Here is a 14154-nt window from a genome sequence, read left to right as displayed (position 1 = left end):
TTTTATTTGTCCTGTAAGGACGATATTCCTAGAGGCATATAAACAAACACCTCCCGCATATAGAAAAGTGGAGCCTAAAGTCTGGCTCTGGCTGCGAGGCTTCTTGAGGGGGAGTATGGGTGAAAATCAATGGCGTATTTGAAGGTGGAGGCGTTAAAGGCATTGCGTTGGCTGGGGGCGTAAGCGCTGCAATGAAACAAGGATATGAGTTCCATGAGGTAGCGGGTACAAGCTCAGGATCCATTGTGGCAGCTTTTCTTGCTGCAGGCTATTCTGGTGAGGAGATGAAAGAACTAATCCTGAGAACGCCATTCAAAGCTTTCTTGCAGAGACCGACCATATTCAATGCCAAAATTATAGGCCCGGCGGCGCGGCTTTTTATTAAAAAAGGTTTGTATTCCGGTGAAACGCTGGAACAATGGGTTAATCAGCAATTGCTTATGAAGGGTATCCGCACATTTGGCGACTTAAAGCCGAATCAGCTGCGTATCATTGCTTCTGACATCACTCAAGGCAAATTGCTGGTGCTGCCTGACGATATTTCCCAATATGGGATAGATCCCCTGAAATTCTCTATTGCCAAGGCGGTGCGGATGAGCACGAGTATCCCATATTTCTTTGATCCCGTTATGATTCGGCGAAAAATAAAAAGCTCTGCAAACGCAGAGCCTTTTAAACAACAATTTTTTTATATCGTAGATGGCGGACTGCTAAGCAACTATCCTTTGTGGGTATTTGATAGTGCCCCAGACGAGGAGCGAATCCCTGTTATTGGCTTCCAGCTCGTTGGTAAGAGCGAGCATCCTATGCATACAATCAAAGGACCCATCTCGATGCTTGAGGCTTTATTCAGCACGATGCTCAATGCGCATGATGAACGTTATATCGAGCAGCAGTACCGCTTTCGAACAGTTAAAATTCCAACACTGGGCGTTCAGAATACACAGTTTAATTTGTCCAAAGAAACCAGTATGGAGCTTTATCAATCGGGCTATACGGCCGCTGACAACTATTTTACCAAATGGTCGATGGAAACATATGAGCAGGACTACGAGAAATACGTGCTGCGCATTGACAAATGAATTAATGATATTTCGGGAAATCATCTGACTCTGAATCTTTGTTCCCGTTGATCACGCGGAATTTCCCGTTCATTCTTTTCCCTTTCGCAGTCCCGCGTCCGGGAGTGTTCCATTTCCAGCGGGATGGCGGAAATTTATAAAGCAGGAAGATAATCCCTAGCACGAGTATGGGGATGAAATAAGTTTGCATATTCCTGAGCAAACCAATCACTATCAACACAGCTAGCGCAATCTCGAACGGGGAAAATCTTCTTTTCATAGCCGTCCCTCCATTATTCGTTGTTCGGCTTCCCGCATACGGTTGAAAGAGGCGATGGAAACTTCAACTTGACTATCTTCCGGTTCTTTAGTCGTGAGGAGCTGAAGCCACAAACCTGGATAGCCCATGAAGCGCAGTACCGGCACTTCCCGCAGCGAGTTGGTGAACCGCAGAACTTCATAAGAAACTCCGATAACGACCGGCAGGAGCAGCAGGCGCTGGACGATACGCTCGACGTAGCCGTCATAGTGCAGGAATGAATAGATGACAACACCGACGATGACGGTGAATACGATAAAGCTGCTGCCGCAGCGATAGTGCAGCGTGTTGAATTTCTGGACATTACTGACTGTAAGCTCAACGCCTGCTTCGTAGGCACTAATCACCTTATGCTCGGCTCCGTGATATTGGAACAATCTGCGAATCATCGGGGTTAACGATATGAAATAAATGTACCCGACCAGCAATATGATTTTAATAATGCCTTCTATAAGATTATGAAGAATTTGATTGCTAAATGCATTCCCAAAAAGAAACTGCTCAATGACAGCAGGGACCAGAGTGAAAACAAATTTCCCGAATAGGAAAGAGATCACACCAACAACAGCCACACCGAGTATCATCGAAATGTTGGAGAAAATGCCGGGTTTTTCATCTTTTTTACTGCTTTCCTGCGACTCGCCTTCTTGCTCGGCGAATGATTCAGCGGAGAAGTTAAGATGCTGAGCTCCTTTTGCGCTGGATTCGATGATGCCAACGATACCGCGGATAAAAGGGATTTTCTTAAGTGACTGAACCCACGGGATTACTTTTTTTGGTACCTCTAAATACTCTAAGGAACCGTCTTTTTTGCGCACCGCGGTAACGTGCACGTTTTTACCTGCGAACATGACGCCCTCGATGACGGCTTGTCCTCCGTATATGCTGTTTTGTTCTGCCATTACAACCACCTTCTCTGGATTTCGTCGGTGCTTCCCGGTTCGGAAAACCAACTTCATGTATTTTCTTTTGTACCTATCTTCTCATTGTAACGGATTCGTGGTTTGAATGCTACCGATTGCGGTAGAACATACTATTCCTGAGAAGGAAGCTGCGAACAACTCGTGCAGAGAAAGGATGGACACGCTCATGGGTGGGAAGAATGGAGACAGGATTAAAACCAATCGATGGTTATTTGCCCTCTACATTGGATTCTTCGCCGGTTTGATATGGGGTGCGCTGAAAATTGTTGAGCACTATTTGAAGTTTACGAAAGTAGTGGTTGGATTTCTTGTCGAACCTTTTTTCAAACATGATTTTCTGCTTTCCTGGCAAGGTACGCTCGTCGGATGGGGATTTTTCATTTTATTTTCTATTGTGGCGGCCTACCTCTATACAATAGCCTTTTGGAAACTAAGGGGCCCGTGGTGGGGAATTGGTTATGGAGCCGTATGGTGGTGTTTCGTTTATTTATTCGTTGGGCCTTTGGCAGGAATGACCTATTGGATTACCGATTTGGATATCAATTCGAGTATAAGCGATTTTTGTTTATTCCTGATATGGGGAATGTTCATCGGCTACTCGATTAACGTCGAGTACACGGACGAAAGAACAAGAGAGCCTATACACAAGAGTTGAAAGTTATGGTAAAATGTCTAAGTTAAACACTAGGTTTCAACCTACTTGCCTGGAGGGTTTTACTGTTGAAAAAGGTACTGGTTATCAATGGTCCGAATTTAAATATGCTAGGCGTACGGGAGCCAGGGATCTATGGTACAGTTTCTCTCGCTGCGATTGTCCAGGGGCTTAACGAAATTGCCGGGACGATGTCGATTGAACTAGAGACGTTCCAGTCCAATCATGAGGGCGCCATCATCGATAAAATTCATGAGGCGTTTGGCACGAAGGATGGCATTGTTATCAACCCGGGAGCGTTCACGCATTACAGTTATGCGATACGGGATGCGCTTGCTACCGTGCAGCTGCCTACAGTTGAGGTTCATTTATCAAATATTCATAAGCGTGAAGAATTTCGTCATCATTCCGTAACCGCGCCAGTGGTTATCGGGCAAATTTGCGGTTTTGGAGCGCTTGGTTATGAGCTTGGCTTAAGAGCGTTAATCCCCCACATGTAAGAAAGATTGGTGATTGAAATGCAGGAGAAACGTATAGAACGTGTTCGTAAATTGATGCAGCAGCAAGATTTCCCGGCACTGCTTATCACAAATGCCTACAACCGTACATATGTGTCAGGCTTCACGGGTTCCTCTGGTTATGTCCTCATTACGTTGGATCGGGCAATTCTCATTACCGACTTCCGCTATATGACTCAGGCTCCTCAACAAGCCAAACATTTTGAAATTGTTGAACATAAAGCCAAAGCAATCGATACAGTCAAGGAATTGCTGCAGCATCAAGGCATTGCGAAGCTCGGATTCGAGCAGGCCGACGTTTCGTACGGCGACTTTCTTAGTTATCAAGAGGGGCTGCCAGGAATCGAATTGCTGCCTACGAGCCGTATCGTCGAGCAAATTCGTATCATCAAAGACGAGGCGGAACTGCAAATTTTACAAGAAGCTGCCGATTTGGCGGATCAAACCTTCTCTCACATTTTATCCTTCCTTAAGCCGGGAGCCGTAGAGAAAGATATTGCGCTTGAGATTGAGATGTTTATCCGCAAAAATGGCGGCACATCAACCTCATTCGAAACGATCGTCGCTTCGGGCGAACGCTCGGCATTGCCGCATGGCAAAGCGATTGATTGTGTACTCCAAGGAAACGAATTTGTCAAATTAGATTTTGGAGCGTATTATAAAGGATATTGCTCTGATATCACTAGAACCGTTATGCTAGGTAAGCCAACGGACAAGCATAAGGAAATTTATGATATCGTGCTTGAAGCCCAGTTGAATTGCTTAGCTAACTTGAAACCGGGCATTACAGGTCGTGAAGGCGACGAATATGCGCGTGACGTCATTGTCAAGCATGGCTATGGCGATTATTTCGGTCACGGTACGGGTCATGGCTTAGGTATGGAAGTTCATGAATCGCCTCGTTTATCGAAGACAGAAGACATGATTTTAACACCCGGCATGGTGGTTACTGTTGAGCCTGGTATCTATCTCCCTGGATTTGGCGGAGTTAGAATTGAGGACGATGCAGTAATAACCGACGCTGGAATTAAAATACTTACCCATTCTACCAAAGATTTTCTTATTATTGATTAGCGGAGGGACTCACAAGTGATATCAGTTAACGATTTTAAAACAGGACTTACCATTGAAGTAGAGCATGATATTTTTACTGTTTTGGATTTCCAACACGTTAAACCTGGAAAAGGTGCGGCATTCGTACGTTCCAAACTCAAAAACCTGCGTAATGGGAATACGGTTGAGCGTACTTTCCGTGCTGGTGAGAACGTTGGGCGCGCACACATCGAAAATCGCGAAATGCAGTATTTGTATGCGAGCGGTGACGAGTATACGTTTATGGATACAGAAACGTATGATCAATTCTCCCTTGGTTATGAGCAGTTGAAATGGGAACTGAACTTCTTGAAAGAAAATATGAACATCAAGATTTTGAGCTACCAAGGTGAAATTCTAGGGATCAACCTGCCGAAAAGCGTTGATTTGAAAGTTATTGAAACCGAGCCGGGAATCAAAGGCAACACAGCACAAGGCGCTCTTAAAGGTGCTAAAGTTGAAACAGGACTTATGGTTCAGGTTCCACTATTCATCAATGAAGGCGACGTTCTTACGGTTGATACAGAAGACGGTAAATACATCTCCCGTGCCCAGTCTTAAATAAGACAAGCCTCTCTGACGATAACGAGTCAGGGAGTTTTTTTATGCAGTGCGTATTTCTTCCCACAGTTCGCCGGTTATATGCTATAATATTGAATTGTTATGCTACTTGAAGCGTTAGGAGTGAGTCTGCTTTGTCTCTTATAGTGATGAAATTTGGCGGCAGCTCTGTCGGTGATGCGGAGCGAATGAAACGTGTTGCAAAAAGGATCGTGGAACGAAAGCAAGCAGGGCACAGCTGCGTAGTAGTCGTTTCGGCGATGGGAGATACAACGGATGATTTGATCGACCTGTCCAAGCAAATTTATGATGGAGCCCCTCCGGCTCGTGAAATGGATATGCTGCTCACGACAGGGGAGCAAGTATCAGTAGCGCTCTTATCGATGGCGATACATAGTTTAGGCGAAAGCGCGGTTTCTTACACGGGCTGGCAAAGCGGCATTTATACAGAAGCCGTTCATGGAAAAGCAAGAATTACGGATATTCAGCCTCATCGTGTTCTCAGCGCAATTGAACAGGGCAACGTCGTTATTGTGGCCGGGTTCCAAGGGATGACCGAGGCCGGAGAGATTACAACACTTGGCCGCGGCGGTTCCGATACGACAGCTGTTGCGCTTGCTGCAGCAATCAAAGCCGATCTTTGCGAAATCTATACCGATGTAGACGGCATTTACTCGACAGATCCACGAATCGTGAAAGTCGCTAGAAAACTGGACGCGATTTCTTACGATGAAATGCTGGAGCTTGCCAATTTGGGTGCAGCTGTTCTTCACCCAAGAGCCGTCGAATACGCAAAAAATTATAACGTAACTTTAGTGGTACGTTCGAGCTTTACGCACAATGAAGGAACCAACGTGAAGGAGGAAGCAGTCATGGAGCAAGGAATCGTCGTTCGAGGCATTGCCTACGATAAAAATGTAGCAAGAATCAGTATTCTGGGTGTGCCAGAGAAACCGGGACAATTGGCGAAAGTGTTCATCGCGCTTGCTGAAGTGCAAATCGATGTAGACATCATCGTTCAAAGCGGCGTTATTAACGGATCCGCTGATTTCTCCTTCACCACGACGCTGGCTGATAAGGAGAAAGCGTTGGATGTAATCGCGCAAATTCGCGAGGACATCGGTTATCGTGAAGTAACTTCTGAAGTCAACCTGGTCAAGGTATCCATCGTTGGCGCAGGCATGGTGAGTACGCCAGGTGTTGCGGCTACGATGTTCAAGGTGATTTCGGATCTTGGCATAAGCATCTCTCTTGTTAGTACGTCTGAGATCAAGATGTCTTGCGTCATTGACAGCACACATCTGACTGACGTGATCCGCGCTCTTCATACGGCATATGGCTTGGACACATCCGAGCAAGCGTTTGTCGGCGGTCCTGAAGATCGCAGATAAATAGAGCTTAACGTATTTTGTCAGCGATAAAGTAGGCTAGTTTTAATAAAAAAGCAGTGATTCCGGCAGCCATGAGTGGACCTACCGGAATGCCGCGCATAAATACAATGCCAAATATAGAACCAATCACGAGGCCCACAATTAATTGTGGGTCTATTTTTAATAATTCCAACCCTTTACCGTTCATATAAGTAGCAATTGCACCGCCGATTAACGCAATAATGCCCGGCCAAGTCGTAAAAACGGAGGCGATATCCCGATACGAAATACGCTCGCTTGCGAATGGCACCAACACGCCCATCGTTAAAAAGAGCAGACCGAGCTCTAATCCTCTTCGTTCAACTGTTGGCAAATAACGATCGAGCCCAATCAGTTTAAACACGAGTAAAACACAGGCTGCTGTCGTTATAATAGGCGAGCGACCGACTAACCCGATAATAATGAGAATGACTAATAATAGATCGCCGTTCATACAATATCCCCTTGTCACATGAGTCGTCCATCCTAGTTTATGAGGGGGGCTTGTTTTTAGAACGAAAGCCGGTTTCACGTCAACAGAACCATTTGATCACGATCCAAGATGGGAACTTGCTCGGAGCTGTTCACCTTGCAGCAGTCCTTCAGATCTTCGTTAAAGCCTAGCTTGCATAAGCGTTTCCCGTTTGTGCATGCGAGGAGGGTCTCGAAGAGCACATCCTTGCTTTGCTTATAGCTGCTGTGCATCGCCAAACCAAAGTCATTAACAACCATAGGCTTTGTGCCAATGAGATGGCTTATTTCATCTAAGATGAGTCCCGCACAAAGCCCATCCTCCAAGGAGAACACGTCCTGCGTTCCCGCGCAGAGGATGACGATATCCCGTTTGAAGTTCAGAGCAGCCCGCGCACATGCGCCTCCGTTGGTCAAAGCCCCGGCAAGCACATGATCAGCTTTTAAAGCTTTTTGTATGCCTCTTGTGCCGTTTGTCGTGGTAAGGATGATTCGTTTCCCTTCTATAGCAGCTCTCGTATATTCATGAGGAGAATTCCCGAATTGAAAGCCAGGAATTTTTTTGCAAAAACGTTCACCGCCAAGCAAGTCTCCTGGTTTTTGCAGTTCTTTAGCTTGTAATACGGTCTCAACGGGTAAGATGGCTCTACACCCATTCGATAGCGCGGCAATCATTGTGCTTGTTGCGCGAAGAACGTCGATGACAATGACTGTTTTGTGAATAAACTCATCGGATCTGGCTTCGCCGATGTTGGCAACCACATCGATTTGCATGATTTATTCCTTTCTGGTACCGAAGATCAAGGTGTCGGAGCGTAAGCCTCTACGCAATGCTTCCAAGGAAATAATGTCGTGCGTCGAGATATTTCCCAAATGAATATCCGGACCAAGCAATTGCATTAAATGTACCTGTTGGTTTTTAAGCGGCGCTTCCCATAGCAGCAAATGCTGGCTTGGGATAGCTTCCAGCACTTTGTGCAACTCCTCGTCCTTACAGTTCCCATCCTTGTCAAATATGCCTACGCCCATCCCTGATTCACGAGCTTCGATCGTAATCAATTCCGCTCCGTATTCAGCATCGATCGTGACGGTCTCGATCAGCTCTTCGAGCTCGATGGTGGAACCCCAGCCCTTTTTACCGTATTCCGTAATGACCTGCAACCCTTCCTCTAAACCTCTTAAAATGAGCTCATTCCGTAATTTTCGCCCAATTTCAATCGTTCCATCGGATACTTCTAGTCCCGTAAAACCAAGCGAAAGAATCATGTCAAAAAATGAGGATACCGCATTCTGTGCAATTGCAACTTCAAGAAAAGTGCCGCCCGGATAAATACATATGCCGCTCGCTGTTGCCATTTTGATTTTGGCCTTGAGCAGCTGTTGCGGATATAACGGAGAAGTGCCGAAACCAATCTTGATCATATCCAGGTGATCATCGGAAGTACTGAGCAAATCGTCAAAAGCGTTCAACCCCAAACCTTTGTCGATGACCATCGTTTTGCCTAACGTTCTTGGTTTGGCCTGCCTTCGCCCCGTGGGATCGGCTAGAGCCGGGTGCCATTTCAGTTGAGTCACTTCCATCGGTAAATCTCCTCGCTATCCCTCTAAGGTACATTTCTGAGTCATCATATGCATTTTTAGATGGGGAGGTGCCCACCATGCCTAAAATCAGACGAGCTTGCATAAGGTAGGGTAAAAAGGGATTGACCCTACCTTCAGGCTTTGTGCGAGCAGATACTCGCTTCATGATCCGAAAAAAACCTCCAGCTCCCATTGTAAAACTGTTCCTTTCATTAGATGGGCCTTCGGATTGTAGGAATAGCTTTACAAAAGTACGCTTCCGGCCTTTTTTCGAATCACTACGCTGTTTGCTTGGTTTAGCATGAAAAAGACCCAACCCTTTTTAAGGAGGGGAGAAAAAGTGATCAACAAAATCGTGCTGAGCATGGCATCGCTGAGGTTGATGTCGGGGGGCGTCGAAATTATCGCGGCGATTATTATGCTTCGTCTGGCGACGATTGAGAAGGCGCTGCTGGTGAACACGGGGTTGGCTCTAGTAGGCCCTCTAGTACTTCTAGCGACGACGACGATTGGTTTAGTAGGGATTGCAGAGAAACTATCATTTGGCAAAATGCTTTGGGTGCTTGTAGGCGTAAGCTGCATTTTTATTGGGATATTAAAAAAGTAATTGGTCATATTTCTTTCTAGCAAGCATACAAATGAAATATAGAAGACTGGACAACTTGGAGGCATGTCATCTCATGCACGATTCTGTCATGAATTTGCTCCCGCATTCTCTCAGAATGATTCTCTCGCAACTGCCGATTGAGGTACAAGCTAGTGTTGAGGAAATACGAGTAAGGGAATTACGCCCACTAGAGATCAGCTACAACGACCAATATGCTTTTCTTGATGATCGAGGTCAAATGGTGTTGCAGGAAACTTTGGCTTATAGGCCAACACGCCAGGATTGTCTTTCCCTGCTTGAACAGCTCACGAATCATTCCTTGTATACATTTGAGGAAGAGCTGCGGCGAGGATATATTACAATCGCCGGCGGTCATCGAGTGGGACTAGCCGGTCGAACCATTTTGGATCAAGGGCAGGTCAAACTGATTCGCGATGTGAGTTCCTTCAATATCCGAATTGCCCGTGATCGGCAAGATGTGGGGAAGAAGGTGATGCCGTATCTGTTCGATCCGTCTCATCGGAGCATTCACCAGACACTAATCATCTCGCCCCCGCAGCAAGGAAAAACGACGCTGATTCGCGATCTGGCAAGGCTCGTCAGCCGTGGAGACTGGGGAGTTATCGGTCCCGCGAATCGTGGACGCAAAGTAGGGATTGTCGATGAGCGCTCCGAATTGGCGGCTTGCATCAAAGGAGTGCCCCGATTCGATCTCGGTCCGCGGACGGATGTGCTGGATGGCTGTCCGAAGGCGGAAGGCATGATGATGATGATCCGCTCGCTTTCGCCTGATGTACTAGTGGTCGACGAAATTGGTCGTCCGGAAGATGCGATAGCTATTCATGAAGCGCTTCATGCGGGTATTCGGATCATTGCAACGGCGCATGGCGCTGGTTATGAAGATGCGCGAATGCGGCCTGTTTTGAAGCATTTGATGGAAGAGGGGGTGTTTAACCGATATGTCATTCTGGATAGAAGGAAAGGAGAACGAGCGCCGTTCCAAGTGTTGGATCGCCAGGGCAAGCAGCTCTCGTCGTATCAAGTGAGCAAAGGATGATCAATCATGCTTAAGTTTATTGGAGCGGTTCTCCTCATAGGCGCCGCTGCCTTGCTCGGCTTCCTTCAAGCGGCCCAATATGCAAGACGGCCCAAACAAATTCGGCTGCTCATCAGCGCCCTTCAGCGGATGGAAACGGAGATCATCTACGCGCTAACCCCGCTTCCTGAAGCGTTCGCTTCGCTTAGCAGGCAGCTTGCCGAACCTCTTTCGTCCTTATTTCGCTTAACCTCTGAACGCCTGCTTGGCCAAATAGGGGTATCGACGAGCGAGATTTGGCGTCAAACGGTCAAGGAAGTGTGGAAGCGTACTTCGTTGAAACAAGCGGAACAGGAAGTGGTGCTGCAGCTTGGATCTGTGCTTGGACTCACTGATCGCGGCGACCAAGTGAAGCATTTGCGCCTCGCCATTAGCCAGCTTCAATCGGAAGAAACGGAATCCAGAGATGAACAGCGGCGCTACGAGAAAATGTGGAAAAGCCTCGGCGTCCTGATCGGAGCCTTGATCGTGATTGTGATGTATTAGATGTTGCGGCAGACGGACCCGCAAAGTAGGTCTGTTGTCAAACAGAGTGAGGTGCCTGGAATGCACGTAGATGTGAACGCCATTTTCCAGATCGCCGGCATCGGCATCATCATCGCGATGATCCATTCGGTGCTCAAGCAGATGGGCAAAGAGGATATGGCGCATTGGGTCACGGTCATCGGCTTTGTCGTCGTGCTCTTTATGGTCGTCAGCATGCTGGATAATTTGTTTAAAGAAATAAAAACTATTTTTCTATTTCAATGAGGTGGGCCCTATGGAAATCATCCAGATCGTAGGTCTTGGGCTCATCGTAACGATATTGTCCCTCATTATCAAAGAACAGAAGCCGATGTTCGCTTTCCTGCTCGCCGCCTTTACCGGCGTGATGATTTTTTTGTTCCTCATCGGCAAAATCTCTTCGGTTATCCATGTGCTCGAAGATTTGGCCCAGAAATCAAATATTAATATGGTATTTCTCAAAACGATTCTCAAAATTATCGGCGTCGCCTACATAGCCGAGTTCGGCGCTCAAATCGTCCGTGATGCAGGCCAAGAATCAATTGCTTCCAAGATCGAGCTATCCGGGAAAGTGCTTATTATGGTTATGGCAATCCCTATTATTACCGTCATTATTGAAACGGTTATGAAGCTGCTGCCGGCCTAATTTAAGCTTGCGAAGCTAGCTTTCCTTCGGAAAGCTCTAAGGAGCTAAATGCCAATGATTCCACACGATTCACACCAGAGTTTATCTTATGGAGAAAGCCTATCTTCGAGAAACAAAACGCTGCAAAGCCGCTGGATGTTATTGATCATCCTTACGATGGGGTTATGGTTAGGCTGGATGGGATCTTCGTCAGCGGAGTCACCTACGGATATCATGATCAAGGAACAAGCGAATCATCTGAATACGGATCAGGTCGAGCAATATTGGGATAAGCTGATGAAGGATTATGGCGGTTATTTCCCGGAAAGCAAAACCCCGACATTTATGGAGCTTTTGATTGGTACAAAAGGTATCAGCATGTCAAGTATTTTCAAAGGCTTACTTAACTACGTCTTTCATGAAGTCATTATTAATGGCAAGCTGCTTGCTTCCATCGTTATTTTGACCGTGTTCAGTATGATACTCGAAACACTGCAAAGCTCTTTCGAACGCAATACCGTAAGTAAATTGGGTTATTCCATTGCTTACATGGTTTTGATCATTATTGCGATAAACAGCTTTAGCGTTGCCATCAGCTACGCCAAAACCGCAATTACTTCCATGATTCAATTTATGCTTGCCATTGTGCCGCTGCTTTTGACCTTACTGGCTTCGATGGGAAATGTCACATCTGTAGCGATTTTACATCCATTGATCGTTTTCATGATTCATTCCGTAGGGACAGCCATCTATGTGTTCGTTTTCCCGCTGCTTTTTTTCTCGGCGTTGCTGCACATTGTCAGTTCACTGAGTGAAAGGTATAAAGTAACGCAATTGGCGAATCTCCTCCGCACCATCAGCCTTAGCTTGCTGGGCGTGTTCGTTACCGTTTTTCTCGGCGTACTCTCCGTTCAGGGCACAGCCGGAGCCGTTAGGGATGGCGTGGCGATCCGGACAGCCAAGTATGTTGCCGGCAACTTCGTGCCAGTTGTGGGCAGATTGTTCTCAGATGCGACGGAAACGGTCGTAGGCGCATCGCTGCTCGTAAAGAACGCCATTGGGCTTGTCGGCGTCGTCATTCTTATCATGCTTTGCGCATTTCCTGCAATCAAAATATTGACATTAGCCTTTATCTACAACGTATCTGCGGCCATTATGCAGCCCCTTGGAGATAACCCGATGATTGCTTGCTTACAAACAATCGGGAAAAGCTTAATTTACGTGTTCGCCGCTTTGGCGGCAGTGGGACTCATGTTTTTTCTCGCAATAACCATCATGATTACAGTCAGCAACGTGTCAGTGATGATGCGGTGAAAGGAGCGTAGCTATGGATTGGTTAGGAGGATGGCTGAAAGCAGTCATCATGGTTATCCTGCTCGCGACCTTCGTGGATCTGCTTCTGCCTAGCAATACCATGCAGCGCTATGTCAAAACGGTTATGAGCTTGTTCGTGCTGCTTACGCTCCTAACCCCTGTTATGCAGCTGTTTAAAAAAGAATGGAATGTAGATCAATTGATTAGCTCCGCCGAGCAAAAACAAAATCAACCAACAATGCTGGCTAGCTCCGGAGGCAACAGTTTGATGAAATCGCTGGGCGATATTACGAATGAAGCTCAAAAGCTAAAAGAGGAGGGTCAAAATCAATCGCAGCAAATCGTTCAAACCCAGCTCGCAGAGCTTGTGAAAGCAGATTTGCAAAAGCAAACAGATCTTGCCGTACAGGAAGTGCTAGTACTCGCACAATTCGACAATAACGGGAAGCCTGCCATTACACGAATGAAGGTAACCCTTGATGATAAAAAAAATGATCAAAAACTTCAGCCAACCTCAGCACAAAACAGGATCGCTGCGATGGAACCGGTTAAGCCTATCGAACCGATTCGAATCGAAAGTGTTAGGAGTGTGCAAGGCCGTATATCAGCAGATGCGGATACAAAAGCTGAAGCCGATCTTACACCTCAACTTGTGCAAGAAAGAGAGCGGCTTCTGAAAGGAATTACTCGTGATTGGCAGCTAGAGCCAGATCAGATTGACATCCAATTTAGGCAAACGAATGGTAGGATTGCGAGGTGAATCGATGGGAACATTGCTGCAATGGATGGAGCAGAAATTCGGCGGCGGCCCGGGTGGACCTAAACGGAAAAACACGCTGCTGTGGGTTGTATTAATAGGTCTTCTGGGGGCATCGCTGATGATTTTGAATTCTTTTTTAACAGTGAAAGATGTTGATCCCATCAATGCAGGGCGAGCCTCTCCTCCACCTAGTAAAGAAACCTTTTTAGGAAGCTCGCCCAAAGAAAACTCGGCCTTTCACGATTACGAAACGGCTTATCAGTCGCAACTGAAGGACATTTTACAGAAAATCGTCGGCGTCGGCGAAGTTGAAGTTCTTGTGACCATTGAATCAACCGAGGAAATGACCGTCGACAAAAATTACAACGACAATCAGCAAATGACGACAGAACGCGACACGAATGGAGCAAACCGGAATATTTCCCAGGTTACACGGAGCGGTGAAGTCGTGATCTACCAAGTTTCGGGGGATCAGAAACCGCTAGTTCTCAAATATATTAAGCCCAAAATCAGAGGCGTTGTCGTGGTGGCCAAGGGTGCTGAGAATCTAACAGTCAAGAAAATGATTATGGAAGCTGTTGAGCGCGGGCTAGATGTCACCTCGAATCGCGTCTCTATTTTACCAAGAAAAACCGGTGAATAACGTACAAACCCTATAACC

General features: G+C 46.5%; 19 protein-coding genes. 14 read left to right on the top strand and 5 right to left on the bottom strand.

Annotation, left to right across the window (positions count from 1 at the left end; genetic code table 11):
* The first annotated feature begins 119 nt into the window (after window positions 1-119).
* Window positions 120-1082: a patatin-like phospholipase family protein gene (locus ABRS97_RS08205; protein ID WP_367812760.1), complete on the top strand. Its 963-nt coding sequence runs from the start codon at window positions 120-122 to the stop codon at window positions 1080-1082.
* A gap of 1 nt (window position 1083) precedes the next feature.
* On the opposite strand, the gene ABRS97_RS08200 is transcribed toward ABRS97_RS08205, so the two are convergent.
* Both ABRS97_RS08200 and ABRS97_RS08195 read right to left on the bottom strand, forming a co-directional pair.
* A complete protein-coding gene (locus tag ABRS97_RS08200) occupies window positions 1084-1341 on the bottom strand; it encodes a hypothetical protein (RefSeq protein ID WP_367812758.1) in 258 nt (85 codons plus the stop codon).
* Window positions 1338-2282, bottom strand: a complete 945-nt coding sequence (locus tag ABRS97_RS08195) for a DUF1385 domain-containing protein (protein WP_367812757.1) — start codon at window positions 2280-2282, stop codon at window positions 1338-1340. Before ABRS97_RS08195 ends, ABRS97_RS08200 begins: the two co-directional genes overlap by 4 nt.
* A 187-nt stretch (window positions 2283-2469) precedes the next feature.
* On the opposite strand from ABRS97_RS08195, the gene ABRS97_RS08190 reads away from it, so the two are divergent.
* The 5 genes from ABRS97_RS08190 (at window position 2470) to ABRS97_RS08170 (ending at window position 6517) form a co-directional block, all read left to right on the top strand.
* Window positions 2470-2958: a YqhR family membrane protein gene (locus ABRS97_RS08190; RefSeq protein ID WP_367812756.1), complete on the top strand. Its 489-nt coding sequence runs from the start codon at window positions 2470-2472 to the stop codon at window positions 2956-2958.
* 65 nt (window positions 2959-3023) lie between these two features.
* Window positions 3024-3455, top strand: a complete 432-nt coding sequence (gene aroQ / locus ABRS97_RS08185; RefSeq protein WP_367812754.1) for a type II 3-dehydroquinate dehydratase — start codon at window positions 3024-3026, stop codon at window positions 3453-3455.
* Window positions 3456-3473: 18 nt separating this feature from the next.
* Complete coding sequence (locus tag ABRS97_RS08180; protein ID WP_367812752.1) at window positions 3474-4547, top strand: M24 family metallopeptidase; 1074 nt, start codon at window positions 3474-3476, stop codon at window positions 4545-4547.
* Window positions 4548-4562: 15 nt separating this feature from the next.
* On the top strand, window positions 4563-5126 hold the full coding sequence (efp, locus tag ABRS97_RS08175; RefSeq protein ID WP_367812750.1) for an elongation factor P: 564 nt from the start codon (window positions 4563-4565) through the stop codon (window positions 5124-5126).
* A gap of 134 nt (window positions 5127-5260) precedes the next feature.
* On the top strand, window positions 5261-6517 hold the full coding sequence (locus ABRS97_RS08170; RefSeq protein ID WP_367812748.1) for an aspartate kinase: 1257 nt from the start codon (window positions 5261-5263) through the stop codon (window positions 6515-6517).
* A 7-nt stretch (window positions 6518-6524) separates the two neighbouring features.
* On the opposite strand, the gene ABRS97_RS08165 is transcribed toward ABRS97_RS08170, so the two are convergent.
* The 3 genes from ABRS97_RS08165 to comA form a co-directional block, all read right to left on the bottom strand.
* On the bottom strand, window positions 6525-6989 hold the full coding sequence (locus ABRS97_RS08165) for a DUF441 domain-containing protein (protein ID WP_367812746.1): 465 nt from the start codon (window positions 6987-6989) through the stop codon (window positions 6525-6527).
* A gap of 74 nt (window positions 6990-7063) precedes the next feature.
* The gene (locus ABRS97_RS08160) at window positions 7064-7780 is read right to left on the bottom strand and encodes a 2-phosphosulfolactate phosphatase (protein WP_367812744.1); all 717 of its coding nucleotides are present in this window, start codon (window positions 7778-7780) and stop codon (window positions 7064-7066) included.
* A gap of 3 nt (window positions 7781-7783) precedes the next feature.
* Complete coding sequence (gene comA / locus ABRS97_RS08155; RefSeq protein WP_367812742.1) at window positions 7784-8587, bottom strand: phosphosulfolactate synthase; 804 nt, start codon at window positions 8585-8587, stop codon at window positions 7784-7786.
* Between the two features lie 340 nt (window positions 8588-8927).
* Here comA and ABRS97_RS08150 point away from each other — a divergent pair, with 340 nt between their 5' ends.
* The 8 genes from ABRS97_RS08150 to spoIIIAG all read left to right on the top strand — a co-directional run bounded on the left by ABRS97_RS08150 (window position 8928) and on the right by spoIIIAG (window position 14136).
* Window positions 8928-9194 carry a YqhV family protein gene (locus ABRS97_RS08150; protein ID WP_367812740.1) on the top strand — a complete coding sequence of 89 codons (267 nt, stop codon included), beginning with the start codon at window positions 8928-8930 and terminating at the stop codon, window positions 9192-9194.
* A gap of 31 nt (window positions 9195-9225) precedes the next feature.
* Window positions 9226-10251 carry a stage III sporulation protein AA gene (gene spoIIIAA, locus ABRS97_RS08145; protein ID WP_367812738.1) on the top strand — a complete coding sequence of 342 codons (1026 nt, stop codon included), beginning with the start codon at window positions 9226-9228 and terminating at the stop codon, window positions 10249-10251.
* A gap of 6 nt (window positions 10252-10257) precedes the next feature.
* Entirely contained in the window at window positions 10258-10776 is a 519-nt protein-coding gene (gene spoIIIAB, locus ABRS97_RS08140; protein ID WP_367812736.1) for a stage III sporulation protein SpoIIIAB, read from the top strand.
* A gap of 60 nt (window positions 10777-10836) precedes the next feature.
* Window positions 10837-11040 carry a stage III sporulation protein AC gene (gene spoIIIAC / locus ABRS97_RS08135; protein ID WP_367812734.1) on the top strand — a complete coding sequence of 68 codons (204 nt, stop codon included), beginning with the start codon at window positions 10837-10839 and terminating at the stop codon, window positions 11038-11040.
* Between the two features lie 10 nt (window positions 11041-11050).
* Window positions 11051-11440: a stage III sporulation protein AD gene (spoIIIAD, locus tag ABRS97_RS08130; protein WP_367812732.1), complete on the top strand. Its 390-nt coding sequence runs from the start codon at window positions 11051-11053 to the stop codon at window positions 11438-11440.
* 156 nt (window positions 11441-11596) lie between these two features.
* Window positions 11597-12733 carry a stage III sporulation protein AE gene (spoIIIAE, locus tag ABRS97_RS08125; RefSeq protein ID WP_367812886.1) on the top strand — a complete coding sequence of 379 codons (1137 nt, stop codon included), beginning with the start codon at window positions 11597-11599 and terminating at the stop codon, window positions 12731-12733.
* Between the two features lie 13 nt (window positions 12734-12746).
* The gene (gene spoIIIAF, locus ABRS97_RS08120; RefSeq protein ID WP_367812730.1) at window positions 12747-13493 is read left to right on the top strand and encodes a stage III sporulation protein AF; all 747 of its coding nucleotides are present in this window, start codon (window positions 12747-12749) and stop codon (window positions 13491-13493) included.
* 4 nt (window positions 13494-13497) lie between these two features.
* Window positions 13498-14136, top strand: a complete 639-nt coding sequence (gene spoIIIAG, locus ABRS97_RS08115; protein ID WP_367812728.1) for a stage III sporulation protein AG — start codon at window positions 13498-13500, stop codon at window positions 14134-14136.
* Window positions 14137-14154: the final 18 nt, after the last annotated feature.

Origin of the sequence: Paenibacillus tabacirhizosphaerae, from assembly GCF_040812395.1 — a bacterium.
Taxonomy (GTDB): domain Bacteria; phylum Bacillota; class Bacilli; order Paenibacillales; family NBRC-103111; genus Paenibacillus_E.
The sequence above is the reverse complement of the archived record's forward strand: the minus strand, read 5'-3'. Positions and strand labels throughout refer to the sequence as shown.